The sequence below is a fragment of the Adlercreutzia caecimuris B7 genome (assembly GCF_000403355.2).
Taxonomy (GTDB): domain Bacteria; phylum Actinomycetota; class Coriobacteriia; order Coriobacteriales; family Eggerthellaceae; genus Adlercreutzia; species Adlercreutzia caecimuris.
In genome coordinates this window covers 515,085-537,617 of sequence record NZ_KE159646.1, presented here as the reverse complement: position 1 = coordinate 537,617, position 22,533 = coordinate 515,085, and the positions used below count along the sequence as shown (strand labels likewise).

The window sequence follows — 22,533 nt, the reverse complement described above, 5'->3', positions numbered from 1 at the left end:
CATGCCGCGACGTCGAGGGGATTTCAGGGCGAATCCCTTTGCCCCTACAGGTTCTCGCGGACCCAGGCGATGTTGCCCTGCACGGTGGCGATGAGCTCGTCGAGGGAGTCGAAGACGCGCATGGGGCGCAGCCATTCCACGAACTCCACCTCGATGGCATCGCCGTAGATATCGCGGTCGAAATCGAGCAGGTGCACCTCGATGTTGGCGGTGGACGCATCGGCGAAGGTGGCCGGCACCCCCACGTTCACGGCAGCTTTATAGCGCTGGCCGTCCACCACGGCATAGCACGCGTACACGCCCTCGCCGATGGCCAGCATGATCGGCGCCACTTCCAGATTCGCCGTGGCGAAGCCGAAGTCGCGGCCCTCGCCGCGGCCGGGGCGCACGGTACCGGAAAGCGCCCAGGCGCGACCCAGAAGCTCATCGGCCTCGCGCACCTTCCCCTCGCCGAGCAGATGCCGGATGCGCGTGGCCGTCACCGGAACGCCGCCCTCGGCCAAAAGCTCGTGGCCATGCACCTCCATGCCGCGGGCAGCCCCCCACGCGCGCAGGCTCTCCACGTTGCCGGCGGCCTTGCGGCCGAAGTGGAAGTCGCTGCCGATGTGGATATGGCGCGGCACCCCGCCGCCGAAGCAGGCGTTCAGGAAATCCTCGGGGCTCTGGGCGGCAAACTCGCGCGAGAACGGCAGCACCACGACCGCGTCCACGTCCAGCTCGGCCAGCTTGGCGATGCGGGCCTCGTTGGCCATGAGCTTCTTCAGGCGGTCGGGCGCGAACATCTCGTCGGGATCGATGTCGAAGGTGATGACGGCGCTCATCGCCCCCTCCTCGCGGGCGGTGTTGGCCGCCTCGCCGATAATGAAGCGGTGCCCCTCGTGCACGCCGTCGAACACGCCGAAGGCCACGGAGGCTCCGGCGAGGAAGGCCTCGTCGTAGGCGGGATCGGCCTTAGAGATCACAGTAGCCACGGATGACTCCAATCGGGAACACGCAGCGGGAGGCGAACTGGTCGCGATCCGCACGGTACGCGTACAGGGCGATGACGCGGTTATCGTACACCAAGGCGACGATCTCGTCATCTTCGGGCGGCTTGCAGCTCTCGCGCACCCCGGCCGTACAGGCGCACAGCTCGCTGGCAGCGTCCGACGAGCGCCGCTCGCAGAGGGAGAGCGCGCGGGCGGGAAGCGGGTTGCCGTTGCGCACGCGGGCCGCCGCCGCATCGTCCAGATAGGCGAAACGGCATCCGAGGGCCCGCAGGGGGTCTAACGCCGCAGCCAAGCCGATATCCTCCAGCGTCTCCAGGCTCACGCACTCATCCAGGGCGATGGCCCCCACCGCCGTGCGGCGCAGGGCCCCCACATGAGCCGGGCAGCCGAGCGCATTGCCCATATCGCGGGCCAGAGAGCGGATATAGGTGCCCGCCGATACGGTGAAGGCCACATCCCAGCGGGCGGGCTCGGTGCCGTCGGCCCCCCAGATGCCGAGCAGCTCGGCGGTAGACACCTCGATGTCGCGGGGCGTCAGGTCGATGATGCGGCCGCGGCGCGCCTCGTCGCAAGCCTTCTTCCCGCCCACCTTGATAGCAGAGTACACCGGGGGCAGCTGCTTGGACTTCCCTACCAGGCTGGCCACGAAGGCGCTGGCGAAGAAGGGGTCGAACACCTCGTCGGGCACCTCGCCGGTGCGAATGACGGCGCCCTCGGCATCGTCGGTGTCGGTGGCGGCGCCGAAGACGATGGATACCACGTAGGACTTGTCGTGGCCCACCAGGTAGTGATCCAGACGTGTGGCCGGCCCGATGCACACGGGCAGTACGCCGGAGGCCAGCGGGTCCAAGGTGCCGGTATGGCCCACCCGGCGCTCGCCGAAGATGCGGCGCACACGGTTCACTACATCGTGGGAGGTCATGCCCGAGGGCTTGTCCACCGCCACCATGAGCGACAGATCGGTCGTTCCGCGCTTCTTCGCCATCAGAGGGACGCCTCCGCCGGCAGGCAGGGCTCCTCGATGCCCAAGCGCTCGGCGAGCGCCGAGACGGCCTCGGCCAGAGTGCCGCAGAACGTGAAGCCGGCCGCGGCGGTATGCCCTCCCCCGCCGAAGGCGCGGGCGATGGCGGCCACATCGGCATCGCCCTTGGCCCGCAGGCTGCCGCGAATCTCGCCGCCGGACTGCTCCCGCAGCATGCAGGCCACTTCCACGCCGTCAATGGCCCGCAGCACGTCCACCATGGGCTCGGCGTCGGCCTTGCAGGCGCCGCACTCGGCGAAGTCGGCCAGCGACAGCCACGAGAGCGCGGCGGTACCGTCGGCGGCAAGCGCCATATGGTCCACGTTGCGGCCCTCCAGCAGGATAGAGGCGAGCGAGCGGCTCTGGTAGATGTGGCGCGAAATGGCCGCGGGCTCGGCGCCGGCAGCCACCATCTCGGCAGCGGCGGCGAAGGCGGCCGCGTCGGCGTTCTGATACTGGAAGCGGCCCGTGTCGGTCATGAGGCCGGTGTAGCAGCACGTGGCGACGATGCGGTCGCGCTCGGCGCCCAACGCCGCCGCGAGCTCCCAGATGAGCATGGTGGTGGAGGCGGCATCGGGATCGGTGTAGCTGAGGGCGCTCATAACGGTCGGCACCGCGTGGTGGTCCACCGTCACCGTGAGGTCGGCAGCCGCCTGCAGGCGCGCCGCATCGCCCACGCGCTCAGTCGTGGGCACATCCACCGCGACGAACACCTCGCAGGGACCCTTATAGGCCGCCGCGGGCATAAGACCGTCGAAGCCGGGCAGGAAGGCCAGATCGCGCGGGGGCTCCTCCTCGCGGGCGAGCACGCAGACGCACTTTTTCCCCATTTGCCGCAGGGCGGCGGCTAAGGCGAGCTGGGAACCGAGGCAGTCGCCGTCGGGACTCACGTGGCCGCAAATCACGAAATGATCCCGGTCGCGTAGCGCCTTGGCGATGGCGGCCAGAGTCGTATTGGTCTGAGGAGTCACCGCCATGGGTCTAGAACTCCCCATCCTCGCCGATGGTCTCCTCCACGATGCGCTGCTGCTGGTGCTCGCGCTCGGAGGCCAGGGCCGCCCCGATAGCCTCAGCTTGGTCCACCGACTTGTCCAGATGGAAGCGCAGCTCCGGCGCCACGCGCCAGGAGAGCTTCTTGGCCATGAGCGAGCGGATATGCCCGGCGGCCTGCTCGAAGGCGGCCTGCACGTCGCCGTAGCGCTCGGGGTCGGTGGTGTAGTACACGTTGCAGGCCGAGCGGTCGTAGCTGACCTCGCAGCCGGTGATGGTCACTAGATGCAGCCGAGGATCGGACACGTCGAACAAAAGGATGCTCGCGATGACCTCGCGGGCCTGCTCGTTAACCTTGCGGTTGGAAGCACTCTGCTTCATAACGCCATCTCCTCACATCGAGACGGATAGATGATCTCAGTATAGGGAAAGAAAAGCCCCGTTCTTCCTTATTGGAATTACGTCATCAAAACGGAACTCCCAGGTTCGCCCAAGGAGGTCAGCGAGAGTCCGATAGGTGCCTGAAATTGTATAGAAAACGGATCGCTCTTCCAATGCTTTCACACGAAGAAGAGGTCAAAGGCGCCGTATCGATCACCCAAAGGAAACAATCATGCTTGAAACTACCAACCGGAAGCATCCTCCACCACACACGAGTTCTGCCTCCTGCGCAGTGAACTCGCCCTCATCTATCCCGAAAAGTTACACTTAAAAGACGAGAAACGATGATTGAGAACGCATAGCCGAGCTGCGGGGTCCGTAAACAGCTCCGAGCGTTGCGGTAAGACCTCTCGCAAATGCAAAGCGCCGCGACGAGCCTAGTCGTCGCGGCGCTCCAAGTTCGGGACCAGTGAGCGATCTCTGCTTGACTACTTCGTCTCTTTGAATACTTCCGTGGTCAGCCAGATGAAGTCATTGTCGGGGACTTCGCCGGCGTAGCTCATGTGATACTGCTCTTTCGTACCGCCAAAGGCGATGTAGTCGCGGTTGTTGATATCCACGCTCCCATCGAGCCAGGTTTGGGGTACAGAGAAGCCAACGGTGATAGTGGTGGATCCCTTGTCGGGGAGCTCGAATTCCATGGAAGCGTCGTCGCTGCGGGAGGTCGCATTACCCTTCTCCGAGAGAGCGAAGAACGTGACAGGGATGCGGTCGGGGCCGAGGAACATGAAGTCTGCCTTAAAGGCTCCGCTCTGCTCCTGGCTCACCGCTCCTGAGTTGTCGAGAAAGACTTCGCAGACAAGCACCGGGCCGTCCTTGACGGCGTCTTCAGCGGGAAACAAGTCGGCAATCTTCTTCTTGGCGGCATCGTAATTCTTGTAGAGCTGGGCAGATTCGATGCGAGCCTCAAGCGTCCCCCTCCAGCCGAGATTTTGATAAGTATCGGAGCTGAGGGTAAGAGTGTCGCTCATGCTACTTCCAGGGACAGTGGCACTGGAAGAATCCTCTCCATCGGCTTGGGTTGTTGCTGAGGACTGCTCCACATCGGAGTCTGCTGACGCGGAGGTCGCCGCCTCGTTCGCGCAGCCAGATACGACAGCGAGGGCGCCGATCGTTATGGCCAGAAGAAGCGCCATAGCGAGAGGTTTTGCGGTAGTAGTTTTCATGATGGATCCCTTTCTCTTGAGAGCGTGCTTTCTAATGTGTCGCAAAGGTGATAAGTTTACGAACGGGGGAATTGGTCACGACGAATTCGTAATCTCCCTGCTCCAGCGGGAGCCGGGTTCTGAGGGGAGAAGGATCGAAGTATTCCCCCTGGGACTGAATACTGAAGGGCACGACAGTCGCATACTCACTTCCTTCCTGAATACTAAAAGCGGATTGGTCTATCATGTGGGTATCGGCCAATTCCCACAGGTCCCAATCTGGCTGCATGGAAAGACTAGGGCTTTGCAAGCTAATAATGCGCCAGTCGATAGCCGAGAATTGACCATCTACGTTGGTGGGCGACCGGCGTAGAGAGATTTTCACGGCAAGGACGGAGGGCGTGTCCGCAGTGGCTGGCGTGATGTCGGCATATTTCCCAATTACGTTTTCGGTGAGATTCACTTGGGATGAGGCGTAGGAGTCAATGAATTGTCGGGGGGATACGAGCGAGGCGCTGTCGACTCGTATGGAGAGACCGTCCGTGTTTTCGCTGGCGACTCCTGCGTAAGCACCGTCGTAGGTGACCCATGTGCCTTCAGGGTAAGACTCCACGAGTGTTTGAGTTACATATTGATTGACCAAGGCAACCCGAACGAAAGCGGCAATGATTAGGGCAGCTGCCAAGACGACGATAGCGGCGAACTTGAAGTTTCTCGATCTGGTCATCTAAGCCGCCTCCTCTGCTTGCGTGCCTGCGCATTGCTGATCGACTGGAGGGATGGCGGTGGACGATGCGGGCTGCAGTGCACCCTCTTTCATAAGGTATATCTTGTCGGCTATGGTCTCCAGTACAAGAGCGTCGTGGGAAGCGATGGCGATACAGGCGCCACGTTCTCGGCTTTTGCGCACGAGAGAAGATAGCAGCTCGATGCCCTCCTCGTCGAGGGCATTGGTGGGCTCGTCCAGTAGGACAACGTGGGGCTGTTCCATGAATGCAGCCGCTAGTCCGAGGCGCTGCTTCATCCCGAGAGAGTACTTATTGAACGTACGGGTATCCTGAGGATCAAGACCCACGTCCATGAGGCACTGAGAAATTTGCTTATTTGTCACAACGTCTTTGATCGAGGCGAGAAGTTCGCAGTTTTTCAGGCCAGTGAGGTGAGGTAAAAAAGACGGGTTCTCGATGAGAAGGCCGATACTTGGGGGAAACGCAGCGGATTCCCTGAGATTTACCCCGTCGACGATAACGCTCCCCGACGTAGGGTAGATCAGCCCGGCTATGGAGCGAAGAAGCATGGTTTTTCCCGAGCCGTTGGCGCCTTTGATGCCGACGACCTCGCCAGATTCGATCGAAAGGGAGACATCGCGCAGGACCTCGCGACTCTTAATGAACTTGCAAACATTGAGCAGCTCAATCATGGGTCTCACTCCTTCCCATAAGGTTTTTGCCGCGGAACACTATCGTGCCAATGAGCAAACTGACAATACTAAGAGTTAGTGAATAAACAAGAGCCTGCACAGGGGCTATGCCATGCGCAAGGAAGGAGTTCGTCCTCGTTGCCATAAGATACTCACCGGGAACAAAGCCCGTTATCGACATCACGGATGCAAGGAGGCAGCCGATGCCAACGAGAAAGGCAAGGAGCTCGTTAGCCAGGATGCCGAGAAGGACGAGCGGTACAAGAAGAAGGGTGCTTACGGCAGGTGCGATCAACAGAAAAGCTCCGAGAGCATAGGGTCCCTGAGTCAAATCGTCGTTGCGAGCGAGGCCGATCACCTCTATGGATCTGGATGCCAGGGGCGACAGATCCCCCGATACACACAAGGTGAGCCCGGACAAGACAGTAAAGAATGCGAGCCAAAAGACAAGCGAGGCAATAATGGACCACAGACATTTGGCGATGAGCCACGGTGCCCGTGCGCCGCCTCTAATAATCGCATTGGCCGCAAAACTGCCTCTGCTGGACCTTCCCGCATAGAGAACGGGGGCGGCCATGGAGCTCACAAACAGCAAGAGCCAGCCAATCGGGAACAATGTGGGGGTCTGATCGGATGCCGCCGGGGGCAGAGTGCCACCTAGAAGCAGCAGCGCGTTGTCACCTAGCGTGAACGAGGACCATTCCACATGATATGCCGAAGCCCTGACCCAGGAGCCCGTCAGAAAGAATGCAGCCATTAAACATCCCAGCAACCCAGAAGCCAAGAGGAAACGGTGCCCCGCCAGCATATCGAAGCGTAGGCATTGTACCAGTCTTTTCACAGGAGATCCCTCCTGCATTTAACGAGGGTGAGCAGGACTGAGCCTAGCGCCAAAATCGCAAGGACGACAAGGGAAACGAGAGGTTCGTGGGCATATTCGAAACTCCAGCTTTGAATGATCTGAAAAACACTGAACTCAAAGATCGGCGCAGTGGTAATGGCGGCAAAGAAATAATGGTTGAGAAACTCCAACCCAAGGAGTCCTAGATAGGACGCAATATAGTTCAGTGCGACGTGTCGGGAAAACCACCCTATGCTAGCAACGAAGGCTGCCCAGGCGCCGCAGACACACGAATCGAAAAGGGTGCGTACGGCGATGAATAGGATGGGGTTAGCATAGTACAGATCGGCGAGGACCTTGCCGTACGTCATGCCAGTGTAGAGGCTGTCGTAGGAGAAGGGAGGGTAAGCTGGAAAGAACAAAGAGACGAACAGCAGGTTTGCCAGAAGCCCGCAGGCTGCCACGACAAACGACGCCGAGAAGCATGCGAAGAGCTTGCTGAAGAGATAGTATTTCTTGGTGCTGCGTACGGCCAGCTGACGCGCGTAGCCGCTTCTTATATCGGTCGAACTTGACCAGCTATATGCCAAGGGCGCTACAAAGATGATGCCGTAGAAGAAGAGATAATACAGGCTCGACCGTCCCCATGCGCCCACCCCCAACCATACGGAAACGCTGCTCCAGCTTGAGTAGTAGGCGTAGTAACTGGAATCGGAGGCGTCGAAGCCGTTTGTGTTGAATTTCTCAACCGACTCTCCAGCTGCGAGAGCTGCGAGAAGAACGGCTGCGAGCACGGCGATGGTGAACCACCTATTGGAAAAGGCCTCTCGTAGTTCGAGTGCCAACATACGGCGCATAAGGCCTCCTCTCAGCTTGGATGTGGTTCTCCTACTTCGTTAGATGCTAGCCCTGCGTTCTGCCACGGATGCCCTGATGAGCAACTTGTTGTTAAACTGAACCGAGAACGGCAACTGCGCATTTGTCTGGAAAAGGCCTCTCGCTACTGGCTTGCAGCGAGAGGCCTTTACAACAAGGTACTACTCGATATTAAGTATGGGCAGTTTTTCGGCCTTCTTGCTGCAATCAGGACTCCAAACGCCGTTGGTGCTTCCTTCACCGTAAGGCGCCCAGGCAGTCAGGCGTGCATAGTGATAGTCTGCGTTGCCCATGTGCGCATCGCGAACCGTGTTGTGGATGCGGTATTGACCATCGCGGTCAGCCCAGGCCTCGCCGACCATGCAGTTCTTGGCGCCGCGACCCTCTCGGTCCAGAGCGCCATCAATGTACAGGCGGCAATGATCTCCGCGATGCTCCATGATATGAATGTAAGCGCTGCCCTCGGCGCCCTTATGCCTCCAGCCGGTTCCGTCGGTCGCTCCCTTGCTCTTCAGATAGAACATATAGCCCGTATCCAGATCGTCGGCGTGGGCTTGCGGAGCGAACGCTAGAACGGAGAACAAGGATAGGAGACCGACAATGATCAACGCAGCAGCCTTTTGCTGAAAAGTGAGCTGCGAGGCGGATGATGATGCTTTCATATTGCACCTCCAAATTTGTTTTTTTAAAGCTGCAATCGATTGCAATCCAAACTCTATCAGGGAAAACACCCTTGATTCGTTGATTGACGATTCTTGTTTGAACGTCGTGTCCTCATCGCTGCGATTTTGATTATTCTCGCAGAACGCTTGTAATCTTATCTCATCGCTTCCTGTCAATTCTCTTGCAGGCCTCTCCACAGATTATCTCGCAGGAAATAGAGCGAGGATCGTATCGCGGCATTTTGTGACAGTCCCTGAGACCGCTTCGTGCAGAGCCGCCCTCCTGGCGGCGGCTAGGGGACATAAAACACCATAATAGAATATGTCAAAACACCTAAAGGAAAGAGAAGACCCTCCTGCAACTCAGCAGGAGGGTCTTCATCGGCCCTTCTTCCAGACATCCCATGCTGTTACCTAGCCGATCAGCGCAAACAAAGCTCCCGTTCGTCCCGTCAGGGCGAACGGACCAACCTACTCTGTTCTCTCGACTTCTTTCACCTGATAGCCCTCGATGGTGTCGCCCACCTTGAGGTCCTGGAACTTCTCGATGCCGATACCGCACTCGTAACCCTGCTTCACGTTCTTCACGTCGTCCTTGAAGCGGCGCAAGCTGGCCATATGGCCCTCGAAGATGACCGTGCCGTCGCGCACGATGCGCACCTTGTCGTCGCGGTTGATCTCACCCTCGACGATGTAGCAGCCGGCGATGGTGCCCACCTTCGGCACCTTGAAGGTCTCGCGTACCTCGGCGATGCCGGTGTCCACTTCCACGATATCGGGCGAGAGCAGGCCCACGCGGGCCGCGTTGATGTCCTCGATAGCCTGGTAGATGACGCGGTACAGGCGGATGTCCACCTTCTCCTTCTCGGACTGGACGCGGGACTTGCCCGTAGGGCGCACGTTGAAGCCGATGATAATGGCGTCGGAGGCGGCGGCCAGGGTGACGTCGGTCTCGGTGATGCCGCCCACGGCCGAGTGCACGATGTTGATGCGCACCTCGGACTGGTCCATCTTCTCGAAGGCGTCGCGCAAAGCCTCAATGGAGCCCTGGACGTCGGCCTTCACGATGAGGTTCAAATCGGTCTGCTTGCCCTCCTCGATGCGGCTGAACAGGTCGTCCAGGCTCATGTGGCTCTTGGTCTCCTGGGCGGCCAGACGGGCGCGCAGAGCGCGCTCCTCGGCCAGCTTGCGGGCATCGCGCTCGTCCTCGAACACGCGGAACTCATCACCGGCGGTGGGCACCGAGTTCAGGCCCAAGATCTCCACCGGGTCGGCGGGACGGGCCTCGCCCACGTGCTCGCCGCGGGGGTTCACCAAGGCGCGCACGCGGCCGTAGCTCGTGCCGGCCACTACCACATCTCCCGTGTGCAGGGTGCCGCGCTGGATGAGCACCGTGGCCACAGGACCGCGGCCCTTGTCCAGGTTCGCCTCGATGACGAAGCCGGAGGCCTCGGCATCGGGGTTGGCCTTCAGCTCCAGCACGTCGGCCTGGAGGATGATGGTCTCCAGCAAGTCGTCGATGTGCAGCTTCTTCTTGGCCGACACCTCGACGAACATGTTGGAGCCGCCCCACTCCTCGGGGATGACGCCGTACTCGGTGAGCTCCTGGCGCACGCGGTCGGGGTTGGCGCCGGGCTTGTCGATCTTGTTCACGGCCACCACGATGGGCACCTCGGCGGCCTTGGCGTGGTTGATGGCCTCGATGGTCTGGGGCATCACGCCGTCGTCGGCGGCCACCACGAGCACGATGACGTCGGTGACCTGGGCGCCGCGGGCGCGCATGGCGGTGAAGGCCTCGTGGCCCGGGGTGTCGATGAAGGTGATCTGGCGATCGCCGATGTTCACCACGGAAGCGCCGATGTGCTGGGTAATGCCGCCGGCCTCGCTGGCCACCACGCCGGTGTCGCGGATGGCATCCAGAAGCGAGGTCTTGCCGTGGTCGACGTGTCCCATGACGGTGACCACCGGCGGGCGCGGCTTCAGGTCGGCCTCGGAATCGTTGTACACCACGGCGTACTCCTCCTCCGGCGACACGACGCGCACCTTGCGGCCCATGTCGTCGGCGATGAGCTCCATGGTCTCGTCGTTCATCGACTGGGTGAGCGTGAGCACCTGGCCCAGCATGAACAGGCGCTTGATGACGTCGTTGGGCTGCACGCCGAGCAACTCGGCGAACTTGGCCACGGTCGCGCCCTGGGGAATCTCCACCACCGAATCGTCGAGCACCAGCGACGGGTCGAGGCCGCGCTCGATAGCCTCGGCCTCGGCGCGCTCGCGGGCCTCGGCCTCGCGCTTCTCCTTGCGCTTCTTACGGCGGCCCTCGCCCTCATGGGTGGTGGCGGCGGCTACGGCAGCACGGGCTTCGGCGAGAACCTTGTCGCGCTGGAGCTTCTCGGCCTGCACGGCCATCTGGGCGTAGCGGTCCTCGGGCGCGGCGGCCTGCTGCGCCTCCAGCTCGGGCACCACCTGGTGCGCGCCCTTCTTGCCCTTCTTGCCGGCGCCTCGTCCGGCCTTGCGGGCAGCGTCCATGGCGCTCTTCTGGGCCTCCATACGCTGCTTCTCGGCCTCGATCTGTGAGAGCAGCGAGTCGAAGTTGGCCTTGCGGGCCGTCGGCGCCGGCGCGGGGGCCGGCGCGTGCTTGGGAGCCTCGGGCGCGGCGGCCTTGGCGGACTTCTTGTGGCCGCGGCGAAGCGCCTCCTCCACGGCGCGTTTCTTGGCCACCTCGGCGGCGGCCTTCTCGGCCCGGGCCCGGGCACGGGCTTCCTCGCGCTCGCGCTCCACGCGCTCCTTCTCGGAGGCGATCTGCTGCTCGAGGCTCGCGAAGGACGAGTTCGTCACCGGCGCCTTGCGCACAGTGCGGCCCTCTCCCTCGCGCGCCGGCTCATCGGCCCGGGCGCTCTCGCGCTGGGCGCGGGCGGCCTCGCGCTCGGCGAGCTCCTTCTCGCGGGCGGCCTTGCGGGCGGCCTCCTCCTCGGCGCGCTGGCGCTCGGCCTCTTCCTTCTCGGCCGCCAGCGCCGCCTCCTCCTCAGCCGCCAGGGCGCCGGCGCGGGCGCGGATCTCCGGCTCGAGGTTCTTGCGGATCTTATCGACGTAGGCCTCGTTGAGCATGCTCGCGTGGGACTTCGCCGGGATCTTCATCTCTTTCAGGCGGTCGAGCAGATCCCCGCTCGACATGTCGAACTCTTTCGCCAACTCATGTACTCGCATGCTGGCCATATATCACTCCTCGTTTCTTCCCGGTGCCTCGACGAGAGCTATCTCGCGAGCGAGCCGCTCGTAATCTTGGTCGGTCACCTTGCAGCGCAGGGCGCGCTCAAGTTTCCTGGTCTTCTTTGCCGCCGCAAGGCAGGCTCCCGCGCAGACGTAGGCGCCCCGACCGGCCGCACGGCCCGTCGGATCGAAGGCCGCTGCGCCCTCGGCCGTGCGCACGATGCGGTGAAAGGCCCCCTTCTGCTGGGTGGCCCCGCAGGCGATGCAGGTGCGCTGGCGCTTGTTCGTCTGAATGGGCATCGGTGCGATTCTTCCCGCTTCCTCGTCCTACTCGGCTTCCTCGTCGGCATGCACGCCGCAGTACTGGCTGCCCGGACGGGCATGGTTGCGGCAGCGCGCGCCGTCCTCGCCAACGAAGATGCAGAAGTCGTCGTCTTCCTCCACCTCGTCGATGAGCTCGTCGCTGACAAGGGAGCTTCCCTGGTAGCTTACCGGCTTGATGTCGATGTGCCAGCCGGTGAGGCGGGCGGCCAGACGCGCGTTCTGACCCTCCTTGCCAATGGCCAGGGACAGCTGGTCGTCGGGAACGACGACCGTGGCGTAGTTGTTATCCTCGTCGATGGTGACATGGTTCACCTTCGCCGGAGACAGCGCATTGGCCACGTACACGGCCGCGTCGGGGCTCCACTGGATGACGTCGACGCGCTCGTTGCGCAGCTCTTCCACCACCATGCGCACGCGGGAGCCCTTCGGGCCCACGCAGGCGCCCACCGGATCCAGGTTCGCCTCGCGCGAGAACACGGCCACCTTGGAACGGGCGCCGGGCTCGCGGGCCACCGACTTCACTTCCACGACGCCCTCGTAGATCTCGGGCACCTCGATCTCGAAGAGGCGGCGGATGAGGTCGGGATGGGTGCGGGAGACCACGATGGACGGGCGCGCCTGCTCGCCGCGGGCGCGGGCCGTATCGCCGTTGGGGTCGCGCACCTCGATGATGAGCACCTTGAGCCGCTGGTTGTGGCGGTAATGCTCGTTAGCCGGACGCTCGTTGCGCTCGCCGGGGTTGCGCTTGGCGTCGTAGTGCGGCAGCTCGGCCTCCACGCCGTCGCGGATCTTGATGATGGTGAAGTCAGGCGTGCCCTGCAGCACGGTGCCGGTCACCAGATCGCCCACGCGGCTGCGGAACTCATCGTAGATGGACTGACGCCCGGCCTCGCGCACGAGCGAGGAGATGACGCCCTTGGCGTTCTGGGCGGCGATGCGGCTCACATCGGCCGGCGTCACATCGCGCTCCTCGAACTCGCTGTACTCGCCGGTCTCCTCATCGGGCTCGCCGACGGGCACCAGCTCGTACACGTAGATCTTGCCGGTCTGGCGATCGATGGTCACGCGCGCGTCCCACTCAAGGTCAAGGATGCGCTCGTAGCTCTTGGCAAGCGACTGCTCCAAACGCTCGATGAGATAGAACTCGTCGATCTTGCGCTCGTGGGCCAGCGCCTGCAATGCCTCGATCAACTCTGAACTTGCCACTTTTCCTGACTTCCTTTCCCTATGAGCTGAAATCAACGGTGCCCTTGAGCCGGGCCCGCTTGATCGCGTCGAACGGAACGGACAGCTCGGCGCCGTCCACCTCCATGAGCACCGCGCCGTCGCGGATGCCGGCCAGCGTGCCGGTAAACGAGCTGCGCCCGTCGATGGGGCCGCGCGTCTTCACGCAGGCCTCCTGTCCGGCGAATCGCTCGAAGTGCTCGGGCGTGCGCAGCGGCCGGTCGATGCCCGGAGAGGACACCTCCAGCATGTAGGCACCGGGGAACGGGTCGATCTCGTCCATGAGCTCCCCGACCCACGCCTGGGTGCGCGCCAGCTCGTCGAAGCTCACGCCGCCTTCCGCATCGATGTACACGCGGATGGTGGGGGCGCGCTTGGCGCCGGCGATCTCCACGGTGACGATCTCCACGCCCTCGGAGGCGGCCCGGGGCTCCATGGCCTCGAGCAGGCTCTTCTCCTTGCCTGTCAGCACGCTTGCCTCCTCGTCTCGCTGTCGTCTCTTCGCTGCTCCCGCGCGGCCGTTTTGGCCCTTACAACAAAAGAAAGCGGGACATGCCCACTTTCTCGAACGCGAAAGTATGTCTGCGCGGCTCTTTGCGCAGCGGTCAATTTATACCATATACGGGGCCCAGTGACCAGCCTTGCCCGCAATTTCCCCACTCAAGGCCCAAAACTGCCGCTGACGGACGCGCCGCGGGAAATCTTATCCGCACGTCTCGGCCGGCGAGAGCGCCTACTCCTCCCCTCCCGAAAGCGGCAGATCGTTTCCCGGATAGGATTTCACGAAGTCGATGAAATCGGAGACCGCGCGCGAATGCACGTGCTTCTTGTGGTATGCCAGATACACCGTGTAGAGACACGCCGTGCACAGCCGGGCCGCCTTCGGGCGGCCTTTTTTTGCCTTCGAGCCACATCGGCAACGGCCGCAAAGCAGAAGATTTCTATGCGTTTTCCACCCTCGCAGGCGATTTCTGGTCACAAAGGGGGTGATGTCTAAGAGCAGCCGGCCCGAAGCATGGCGTCTGCTTCTATTTCTTAGAAAAGAGCCACATACGAAAGGGATTTATAAGAATGCAGGAGCCGATGCCCGCTAAATCCTTATAAAGCGACCGTTTCGTGACCAAAATTAGCCCCGATGGGTCGAAAACCCTTATACATCTCTACATTCGCGTCCACAAAATATGGAGTACAGCCTAGGTCCCCCTTATCTGGGCTGAATCTCAGAGGCCACCGAGCGGGCGAAGCGCGAACAAGAGCCGAAAACCACGCATAGCCCCTAATCCAGATCAGATTTTCTTACATTTACCTGCACCTCCTTGACAGCGAGGGCCTGTCGGGTGTACACTCCTCCACGATTTGCTGACAGTTCGGCAACGCTTCGCGCACCCTGGCGCGCCCAAGACGGAGCAACAGCGGGTGCGCGGGAGGCATCGCCGAGGACACTGAGAGAAGGAGACCGACATGAGAGCGAACCGACAGGCCGCGCCCGCCGCCCGGGCGGTGCTGGCGGCCGTGCTCGCCTGCGGGCTCATGATGCCCACCGGCGCCCTCGCCGCCGAGGGCCAGGGCACGGAGACCCCCCCCCAGCGACGTTAAGCCAGCCGGCCGATAGCGCCGACGCCCCGGCGGCCGACGGTAGTACGGACGCCACGAGCTTCGATGCCCCGCCCGACGATGCGGCAGCGCAGCCAAAGTCCGACAATACAGACGGCGAATCCGAGCAGCAGAACGACAGCCCCTCTTCAGGCGGCACCGAGCCGGCCGAAGGCGATGAGGACACCGCCCAATCGTCAACCCCCGACAACCCCCCCTCGCAAAGCCTCGCCCACGAGGTGCTCTCCGCTGCCCACGAGGCGGCCACGAGCGCCGTCGAGAAGGCCTTCGCCTCGGCCAAAGCCGATAACGCCGTCGAGCCCCACGCCGACGCCGACGGATGGACCCAAGTCGGCAGCCTGAAAGTAAAGGGCGGCGAATACGGAAAAGACTACATCTATACTGCGGACACCATGCAGTTCCATGGCGCCGATTACACGGTGGCGGGCGCCCCTCTCACCAATGTAGTGGAAGTGCTCACTTCCGAGCCGCTCACCTTCCAAGACGCCGATCCGTTCAACATCGACAACGTCGCAAACGCCGGAACCTACTCGACGACGGCCATTGTCGTAAGGGAGGGCAGGGAGGCCGACATCGTTCTCGATGGCGTGCACATCTACCATCGCACGCCGATCAACATCCTCACCAACTGCTATGACACCGAGGATGGAGCCAAAGCCACCGAGGGCACGGACGTGAAGAATCCCACGAGGCTGCACCTCACGTTGGCGGACGGCTCCCATAACGCCCTCTGGAGCGCCACCGCCTACACGGCGCCCCTGCATTGCGGCGAGGGATCCGAGTTCGTTCTCGACGACTCGGTGCGCAACGCCGACAAAGCGGGCAACATGGTCATTCCCGTCGGCGGTATCATCAATGAGGACGTGACCCTTGTTGGTGGCAAGCAGCTCGCCAAGGGGCAGATTCACTCCGTTCTCGACAGCGACAATCCGGGAAAGCTGCTCATCTACGGCGTGCAGGACGCTGCCAGCATCGGCGGCAACAACTGTGAGTCGGGCGGCCGCATGACCTTCAACGGAGGCATCCTCGAGGCAACCTATGCGGGCAGCTCCGGCTGCGCGGCCGGCATCGGGGCCGGTTCGGGCGGCAACGGCACCGAGACGCTCATCATGTTCAACAGCGGCCGCTACACCGTGGCGGGAGGATACCACGGCGCCGGCGTCGGGGCCGCCTGCTACGATGGCTACAGCGGAGCCACCTTCTATCAGCCCGATATCATCGGGAGCCGCTCCTACAACCATCCGACAGTTGCAGGCGACATCACCATCCACGGCGGCTACATTCGCGCCTCCGGCGGCGGCCATGGCAATGGCTTCGGCGCCGCGTGCTGGGCCGGGGCGGCCGGATACAACACCGGGCACACCATCACCGTTACCGGCGGCACGCTGTATCCCACCGGCTCCGTCGGCGATCTCGGTGGTTATGATGGCTACGTCGTCGTCACAGGCGGCTCGGTGTATGCCGGCGCCGGCAAGTTCATCGGCATCGGAGGCACGGCCTGGGGCAACGACGCCTACAAAGAGGAGGGGTACAACACCAGCAACCCCAACGATCCGAACAAGGTGTCCATGATGACCATCAATCTGAAGTCGGAGATCGAGAAGCGCAACAAAGAGGCGACTCCCGTCATTACGCACACCGACTTTGACGAGCTCATCACGTCATGGACGCTCACCGTAGGAGGAAAAGAGTACGAGTACGGTTCGCCGAAGCAGTTCTTCGACGGACAGCTCTTCCTCTGGCTTCCCTCAAGCGCCTTCTCCCAGGAGGTTACCGTTACCCTCAAGTACGTCGACAAGAACGGCAACGAGCAGACCATCGAGCCCCTCTTCCGCCAACCTTCTGGCAGCCAGAGCGGCACCGTGCTCAAGCGGTACATCTACTTCACGCTGCCCGACGATTTCAAAGACCTGACCAAGTACTACGACGGCTCCCCCCTTCGAGGGCTTACCATCGACGAGCACAACCAGATTCCGACCGATGACGGCAAGGTGCTCTCCCAGTCCGGCAAGGTCCAGTACAAGTACCAGCTGTACAGCGCCGACCAGCAGACGCCCTTGGGCGCCGAGAGCTCCGCAAGCACGAGCATGCCCTGCGACGTGGGCTACATGAAGCTCACGGTCGACTCCACCGAATGGTGCGACGATCCCGATTTCTCTACCAACTATTGGGGGCATCGGGCCATCGGGTGGTGCGAGATCAAGCCCACCAACTCCGCGGTCGACCTGGTGAAGGCCACCTGGAACGCCGGCGTGCCCGACGAGGAGAAGGACGGCAGCGAGCAGGACGACGCCGGAAAGCAGCTGACCATCGACGCCACCATCAGCCACGGCACGCACCACCCCGACGGCACGCCCATCGACGGCGCCAAGTGCCAGGCGCCCCGCGGCTATGTGCAGCTCTACGTCGACGGCAAGGCCGTGGGCGAGCCGGTGAAGCTCGTGTTCGCCGGCGACGCAGACGAGGACGGCAACGCCATCCCGGCCGGCGACGCGCGCGTCAACGCGGTGGCGGCGGCCGTGGGCGAGGGATCCCGGACCGACTTCACCTACACGTTCGTCCCCGCCGAGAAGGACTTCCTGCTGCCCGACGCCACCAAGGACAACCGCCACATCGTGTCCCTGCAGTACCTGCCCCCGGTGAAGGACGGCGAGAGCCCGGACCCCGAGCCGGCCAACTACCTCGAGAGCGTGAACCCGGCCGATCATCCCGAGCAGGCTCCGAAAGCCGAGGTGGCCGTGGAGCCCATCGACCCGAAGCCGACCGTGACGCCCGAGAAGGACCCCGACAACAAGGATCCCCAGGCGCCCCAGCCCAGCGTGGACACCGAGCCCTACGACCCCGACGATCCGGTGGATCCCTCCGATCCCGACGACCCGGGCAAGCACATCGGCACCCTCGGCCCCACCGAGAACGGCTATGTGGGCGAGGTGATCACCACCTGGGACATCCCCAGCGATGACAACCCCCATCCCGGCCGCGTGATCATGAAGGTGGAGACGCCCTCCACGGGCAAGATCTCCATCACCGCCGAGGACGGCGAGCTCTACGAGGCCGACTTCGTGCGCGACAAGGACGGCAACCCCGTGCGCAACGACGACGGTACCTACTCGCTCGTGCTGGATCCCAAGATGCTCGGCACCGGCATCCTCGTGTTCAAACAGGCCCCCAACGGCGCCTACACCGGCAGCACCTGGTCCTACAAGGTGACCGTGAACCCGAATCCGAAGATCGCCCCGAAGCCGTCGGTAACGAAGAAGGCCGAGAACCTGACGAATCCGGGCGCGCCCGTGCAGCCGGGCCAGCGCATCCGCTACACCATCACCGCGAAGAACGAGGCCGCGGGCTCGGTATGGAACGCCGTGACGATAACCGACCGCCTGCCCGCCTGCCTGGACATCGACGAGGGAACCCTGCGCCTGGACAATCCCTCCGAGCCCTTGAAGGGATCCCTGAAAGCGGCCGCGGGCAGCGCCGCACCCGTCCTCGGCGAGTACCGGCTCTCGGCGCCGGACGGCGAGGGACGGCGCACCCTGACGGCGCCCGCGGGCCGCGTCTACGGCGCGAGCACAGCCACCCTCACCTTCGAGTGCACCGTGCAGGCCGACGCCGCGGGCCCGGGCATCGCCTCGGATCTCGCGAACATCGCCGAGGCCACGGGCACTCGCCCCGACCCGGAGCACCCCGGCAAGGAGCTGCCCGAGAACCCCGAGCCCTCCGACCCGGCGACCCCGCCCAAGTCCCCCACCGTGGCGCCGGCCGACCCCGACGTGAAGATCACAAAGAGCGTGGAGAACGCCACCGCGCCCGGCGCCAAGGTGACCCGCGTGGGCGACGTCTTGCGCTACACCGTGACGCTCTCCAACGAGGGGGCCTCCAACAGCTGCCTGCAGAACGCCGTCGTCTCCGACCCGCTGCCGGCGGGCCTGGAGCCGGTAGCAAACTCCATCAAGCTCGTCAGCGCCGACGGCACCGAAGTTGCCGTAGCCGACAGCGCCTACGACAAGGCGAGCCGCACCATCGCTGTGACCGCGGGCGATCTGTGGGGCGGCAAGGAGGTCGTGCTCGTGTTCGACGTAACCGTGGGCAAGGAGGCCATGGGAGCCAACAATGTCAACATTGCGCTCGCCCACGGCACCGTGCCCTCCGAGGGTCCCGGGGGCACCCCCGCCGATCCCGAGCCCGGCAAGCCCACCGCGCCGCCGGCAGACGACCCCGCCTCCTTCACTCCGCCCGTCGTGCCGCCGGTGCTGGTGGGCGACGACCCCGCCGAGGGCGACGTGAAGGTGGAGAAGGCCGCCGAGAACCTGACGAGCTCCGACGGGAGGACCCGCGTGGGCGACGAGGTGCGCTACACCATCGTGCTGCGCAACGACGGCGCCGGCACCGCCTGGATGGACGCTGTCATCAAGGACGTGGTGCCCCGGGGCCTGGAGGTGGCCGCGGGGTCCATCAGGGTCACGCTGCCGAACGGAAGCGAGGCCGGCGTGGCCGACGACGCCTACGACGTGGGCACCCGCACCCTCGCCGTGGCGGTGGGGCACCTCTACGGGGGCCAGGAGGCGAGGATGGAGTTCACCGCCCACGTCACCGAGGACGCCGTGGGCGCCGACATCGGCAACGTGGCGGCCGCGGTGGGCGACCTGCCCTCCAAGTGGGACCCGGACGGCGGCCACCCCGAGCCGGGCAAGCCGTTCTCCCCGCCCGGGGGCTGGCCCGACTACGAGCGCGACCGCCCCAAGGCCGAGAGCCCGAAGGCCTACCCGCCCGGCGGCGAGAAGGTGACCGCCGGGAAGCTCGCGCGCACCGAGGGCGGCGGCGAGGGCTCCGAGAAGCCGAAGGCCAGGCCCATCTCCGGCACCAGGCTCGCCCAGACCGGCGACGCCGCGCTGGCCGCCGCGCTCCCCCTCCTGGCGGCCGCCGCCGTCACAGCCGGGGCCCTGCTGCTCGCCCGCCGGCGCCTGCGCCGTTAACGACCCGGCATCCCCGCTGTAGCTGAAACCGAGAAGAGCCGCCTTCGGGCGGCTCTTCTGCCTCCCGCCCGTGTAGCACCTTCGCCGCCATTGCTCAGACACAATTTCAAAACACAAGTTTCAAATTGCAAACACATAATAAGCACATGCACAACAGTGAGCAATTGACACAGCGTTACTGCCCTCTAGCGCACTAAAGTCAACGCAAGGCAATCGCCAGAGCCCTTGGCGTTGAGGCAAATCCAATTCCGACTGGCCCGAGCGACTCCCCGTTGCCGAATCCCGCAGTGCCAATAAAGGAGGCAAATCATGACCCGCACATCTACCCCAATCCCGGCGAACGGCATTTCCCGTCGTACCTTCTGCAAAGGTGCCGCCGTGCTCGGCATCTGGGGCGGCCTGGCGAGCTTCGGCCTAACCAGCTGCGCTCCGCACACAGGCGCCGAGAGCGCCGGCGGCGGCTGGAAAGCCGGCACCTACACCGCCGAGGTCACCGGCCACAACGCGCCCTACACCGTCTCGGTCACCTTCTCCGACGACGCCATCACCGCCATCGACACTGCGAGCAACCAGGAGTCCCTGGGCGTGGGCGCCGATGCCCTGAAGGCCCTCTCCGACCAGGTGGTGGAGAACCAGACCATCAACATCGACACCGTGACCGGCGCTACCCTGTCCTCCATGTCGCTGCAGGAGGGCCTGAAGGAATGCGCCGAGCAGGCCGGGGCCCTCGAGACGCTGGAAGAGGCCGCGGCTCCCGAGAAGCCGGCCGTCAAATCCGCCTATGACACCGACGTGTGCGTCGTGGGCGGCGGCGGTGCGGGCCTGGCCTCGGCCATCGCGGCCGTGCAGGCCGGCGCGAACGTCATCGTGCTGGAGAAGTGCGGCATCACCGGCGGCTCCACCAACGTGTCCGAGGGCGCGCTGAACGCCGTGGACCCGGAGCGTCAGGACAAGCAGGGCATCGAGGACTCCATCGAGACCTTCTACGACACCACTATCAAGGGCGGCCACAACCAGGGCACCCCGGAGCTGGTGCATTACCTGACCGACAACGCGCTCGACTCCGTCCACTGGCTGGAGAGCCTGGGCGTTGAGTTCAAGGACGAGTGCGGCAGCGCCACCGGCTCCCTCGGCGAGCGCAGTCACTACCCGGCCACCCCGTCGGGCAACACCTACATCCGCTCGTTCCAGAAGTTCATCAGCGACAACGCCGACAAGATCACGCTTCTGAACGACATGCAGGCCACCGAGCTCATCACCGACGACGCCGGCGCGGTCGTGGGCGTGAGGGCCCTCTACGACGGCGCCGACGAGGTGACCGTGAACGCCAAGGCCGTTATCATCGCCACCGGCGGCTTCGGTGCCAACGTGGAGTACCGCCAGTCCGTCAACGACGGCGTGTGGAAGGAAGTCGTGCTGGACGATTCCATCGGCTGCACCAACATCAAGCCCTGCGCCCAGGGCGAGGGCCTGGCGCTCGCCGAAGGGGCCGGTGCCGAGCTCATCGGCCTGTCCGACATCCAGCTGCACCCCTGCGGCACCCCGGGCACGGGCCTCATGGAGGACATCCGCACTTCCGGCCGCAACCGCATCTTCGTGAACAAGGAGGGCAAGCGCTTCGTGAACGAGGGCGCCGAGCGCGACGTTTTGTGCAAGAACATCTTCGCCCAGCCCGACGGCACCTACTGGGTGGTCGTGAACACCCTGCGCTACCCCGATCCCGACGAGCCCGACGCCAACGGCGCCACCATCAACAACATGCTGGCCCTGCAGCACATCGTGACCGGCGAGACCGTCGACGAGCTCGCCAAGGCCATGGACGTGGATGCCGCGAACCTGCAGGCCTCCATCGACGCCTACAACGCCGTGGTGGGCGGCGCGGAAGACGAGTTCGGCTTCGTGGCCGACAACACCGCCGACGCCGAGATGGTGGACGGCCCCTGGTACGCCTGCCGCAAGGTGCCCACGGTGCACCACACCATGGGCGGCATCCATGTGAACGTGGAGTCCGAGGCGGTCTCCGCCGACGGCAAGGTCATCCCCGGCCTCTACGCCGCCGGCGAGGTCACGGGCGGCATCCACGGAAGCAACCGCCTGGGTGGCAATGCCATCGCCGACTGCATGACCTTCGGCCGCAATGCCGGCACCAACGCCGCAAAGTACGCGCTGGCCTAAACGCTAACTGCACCTCCCGGCACTGCGGAGGCTGAAAGAAGAGGGGGCGCCCCAGTTGAGGCGCCCTCTCTCGTTGCATTACGTGTCCGGCAGCCTACTTCCCGGCAGCTATTTCCGCGTAACGTCGGCGCAGGGCCTCCTCCACACAAGGGCTGACGAACTGGGACACATCGCCCCCCAGCGAGGCGATCTCGCGCACAATGGACGAGGAGAGGTACATGTGCTGGGGCGTGGACATAATGAACAGGGTCTCGAGCTCCTTGTCCAGCTGGTAGTTGAGCGCCGTCATCTGAAACTCGTACTCGAAGTCGGTAATGGCGCGCAGGCCCTTCACTACCGCCTGAGCGCCCACTCGATGGGCAAAATCAACGAGCAGCTCATCGAAGGGCTCTACGCGCACATTCGCCAGATGAGCCGTTGCCTCGCGAGCCAGCCGCACGCGCTCTTCCAGCGAGAACAGCGGCTGCTTCTTGGCGGAAACGGCCACAGCGACGACGACCTCGTCGACCAGCTGGGCCGCGCGGCTTATAACGTCGAGATGACCCACGGTGATGGGATCGAAGGTACCGGGAGTAAGCGCACGTTTCACGACGGCTCCTTTTCTTACGGCCGCAATGGCGTGCGGCGG

The 22,533-nt window shown here is 63.8% G+C and carries 18 protein-coding genes; 3 read left to right on the top strand and 15 right to left on the bottom strand.

Annotation, left to right across the window (positions count from 1 at the left end):
* Positions 1–44: 44 nt before the first annotated feature.
* The 14 genes from ribF to C811_RS06340 form a co-directional block, all read right to left on the bottom strand.
* The gene (gene ribF, locus C811_RS06400; RefSeq protein WP_016308697.1) at positions 45–971 is read right to left on the bottom strand and encodes a riboflavin biosynthesis protein RibF; all 927 of its coding nucleotides are present in this window, start codon (positions 969–971) and stop codon (positions 45–47) included.
* Positions 952–1,974: a tRNA pseudouridine(55) synthase TruB gene (truB, locus tag C811_RS06395; protein ID WP_016308696.1), complete on the bottom strand. Its 1,023-nt coding sequence runs from the start codon at positions 1,972–1,974 to the stop codon at positions 952–954. The genes ribF and truB overlap by 20 nt, the downstream gene beginning before the upstream one ends.
* Positions 1,974–3,005, bottom strand: a complete 1,032-nt coding sequence (locus tag C811_RS06390; protein WP_237563917.1) for a DHH family phosphoesterase — start codon at positions 3,003–3,005, stop codon at positions 1,974–1,976. The genes truB and C811_RS06390 overlap by 1 nt, the downstream gene beginning before the upstream one ends.
* A complete protein-coding gene (gene rbfA / locus C811_RS06385; protein WP_016308694.1) occupies positions 2,992–3,381 on the bottom strand; it encodes a 30S ribosome-binding factor RbfA in 390 nt (129 codons plus the stop codon). Before rbfA ends, C811_RS06390 begins: the two co-directional genes overlap by 14 nt.
* A gap of 488 nt (positions 3,382–3,869) precedes the next feature.
* Complete coding sequence (locus C811_RS0102885; protein WP_022926403.1) at positions 3,870–4,607, bottom strand: hypothetical protein; 738 nt, start codon at positions 4,605–4,607, stop codon at positions 3,870–3,872.
* Positions 4,608–4,638: 31 nt separating this feature from the next.
* Positions 4,639–5,313 carry a DUF5028 domain-containing protein gene (locus C811_RS06380; protein ID WP_016308692.1) on the bottom strand — a complete coding sequence of 225 codons (675 nt, stop codon included), beginning with the start codon at positions 5,311–5,313 and terminating at the stop codon, positions 4,639–4,641.
* Complete coding sequence (locus tag C811_RS06375; RefSeq protein WP_016308691.1) at positions 5,314–6,006, bottom strand: ABC transporter ATP-binding protein; 693 nt, start codon at positions 6,004–6,006, stop codon at positions 5,314–5,316.
* Positions 5,999–6,847: a hypothetical protein gene (locus C811_RS06370; RefSeq protein WP_016308690.1), complete on the bottom strand. Its 849-nt coding sequence runs from the start codon at positions 6,845–6,847 to the stop codon at positions 5,999–6,001. Before C811_RS06370 ends, C811_RS06375 begins: the two co-directional genes overlap by 8 nt.
* The gene (locus C811_RS06365; RefSeq protein ID WP_156997051.1) at positions 6,844–7,695 is read right to left on the bottom strand and encodes a hypothetical protein; all 852 of its coding nucleotides are present in this window, start codon (positions 7,693–7,695) and stop codon (positions 6,844–6,846) included. Before C811_RS06365 ends, C811_RS06370 begins: the two co-directional genes overlap by 4 nt.
* Before the next feature lie 189 nt (positions 7,696–7,884).
* Complete coding sequence (locus tag C811_RS06360; protein WP_156997050.1) at positions 7,885–8,583, bottom strand: hypothetical protein; 699 nt, start codon at positions 8,581–8,583, stop codon at positions 7,885–7,887.
* 273 nt (positions 8,584–8,856) lie between these two features.
* The gene (gene infB, locus C811_RS06355; protein WP_016308687.1) at positions 8,857–11,601 is read right to left on the bottom strand and encodes a translation initiation factor IF-2; all 2,745 of its coding nucleotides are present in this window, start codon (positions 11,599–11,601) and stop codon (positions 8,857–8,859) included.
* A gap of 3 nt (positions 11,602–11,604) precedes the next feature.
* Entirely contained in the window at positions 11,605–11,895 is a 291-nt protein-coding gene (gene rnpM / locus C811_RS06350) for an RNase P modulator RnpM (protein WP_016308686.1), read from the bottom strand.
* 27 nt (positions 11,896–11,922) lie between these two features.
* Complete coding sequence (gene nusA / locus C811_RS06345) at positions 11,923–13,125, bottom strand: transcription termination factor NusA (RefSeq protein WP_016308685.1); 1,203 nt, start codon at positions 13,123–13,125, stop codon at positions 11,923–11,925.
* A 19-nt stretch (positions 13,126–13,144) separates the two neighbouring features.
* Positions 13,145–13,615, bottom strand: a complete 471-nt coding sequence (locus C811_RS06340; RefSeq protein WP_016308684.1) for a ribosome maturation factor RimP — start codon at positions 13,613–13,615, stop codon at positions 13,145–13,147.
* 989 nt (positions 13,616–14,604) lie between these two features.
* On the opposite strand from C811_RS06340, the gene C811_RS17160 reads away from it, so the two are divergent.
* The 3 genes from C811_RS17160 (at position 14,605) to C811_RS06330 (ending at position 21,905) form a co-directional block, all read left to right on the top strand.
* On the top strand, positions 14,605–14,739 hold the full coding sequence (locus tag C811_RS17160; protein ID WP_016308683.1) for a hypothetical protein: 135 nt from the start codon (positions 14,605–14,607) through the stop codon (positions 14,737–14,739).
* Positions 14,740–14,975: 236 nt separating this feature from the next.
* Positions 14,976–19,730 carry an isopeptide-forming domain-containing fimbrial protein gene (locus C811_RS15700; RefSeq protein WP_016308682.1) on the top strand — a complete coding sequence of 1,585 codons (4,755 nt, stop codon included), beginning with the start codon at positions 14,976–14,978 and terminating at the stop codon, positions 19,728–19,730.
* Between the two features lie 309 nt (positions 19,731–20,039).
* A complete protein-coding gene (locus tag C811_RS06330; RefSeq protein ID WP_016308681.1) occupies positions 20,040–21,905 on the top strand; it encodes a flavocytochrome c in 1,866 nt (621 codons plus the stop codon).
* Positions 21,906–21,999: 94 nt separating this feature from the next.
* Here the strand turns inward: C811_RS06330 and coaD are convergent, their stop codons facing one another.
* Positions 22,000–22,494, bottom strand: coding sequence for a pantetheine-phosphate adenylyltransferase (coaD, locus tag C811_RS06325; RefSeq protein ID WP_016308680.1), 495 nt, complete (start codon positions 22,492–22,494; stop codon positions 22,000–22,002).
* Between the last annotated feature and the right edge of the window lie 39 nt (positions 22,495–22,533).

What these genes read in the sequence shown, in the direction of transcription:
- C811_RS06375 (WP_016308691.1), bottom strand. Translation starts at nt 6,006, where the DNA reads ATGATTGAGCTGCTCAATGTTTGCAAGTTCATTAAGAGTCGCGAGGTC.
- infB (WP_016308687.1), bottom strand. Translation starts at nt 11,601, where the DNA reads ATGGCCAGCATGCGAGTACATGAGTTGGCGAAAGAGTTCGACATGTCG.
- C811_RS06390 (WP_237563917.1), bottom strand. Translation starts at nt 3,005, where the DNA reads ATGGGGAGTTCTAGACCCATGGCGGTGACTCCTCAGACCAATACGACT.
- rbfA (WP_016308694.1), bottom strand. Translation starts at nt 3,381, where the DNA reads ATGAAGCAGAGTGCTTCCAACCGCAAGGTTAACGAGCAGGCCCGCGAG.
- truB (WP_016308696.1), bottom strand. Translation starts at nt 1,974, where the DNA reads ATGGCGAAGAAGCGCGGAACGACCGATCTGTCGCTCATGGTGGCGGTG.
- rnpM (WP_016308686.1), bottom strand. Translation starts at nt 11,895, where the DNA reads ATGCCCATTCAGACGAACAAGCGCCAGCGCACCTGCATCGCCTGCGGG.
- C811_RS06365 (WP_156997051.1), bottom strand. Translation starts at nt 7,695, where the DNA reads ATGTTGGCACTCGAACTACGAGAGGCCTTTTCCAATAGGTGGTTCACC.
- C811_RS17160 (WP_016308683.1), top strand. Translation starts at nt 14,605, where the DNA reads ATGAGAGCGAACCGACAGGCCGCGCCCGCCGCCCGGGCGGTGCTGGCG.
- C811_RS0102885 (WP_022926403.1), bottom strand. Translation starts at nt 4,607, where the DNA reads ATGAAAACTACTACCGCAAAACCTCTCGCTATGGCGCTTCTTCTGGCC.
- C811_RS06330 (WP_016308681.1), top strand. Translation starts at nt 20,040, where the DNA reads ATGACCCGCACATCTACCCCAATCCCGGCGAACGGCATTTCCCGTCGT.
- C811_RS06380 (WP_016308692.1), bottom strand. Translation starts at nt 5,313, where the DNA reads ATGACCAGATCGAGAAACTTCAAGTTCGCCGCTATCGTCGTCTTGGCA.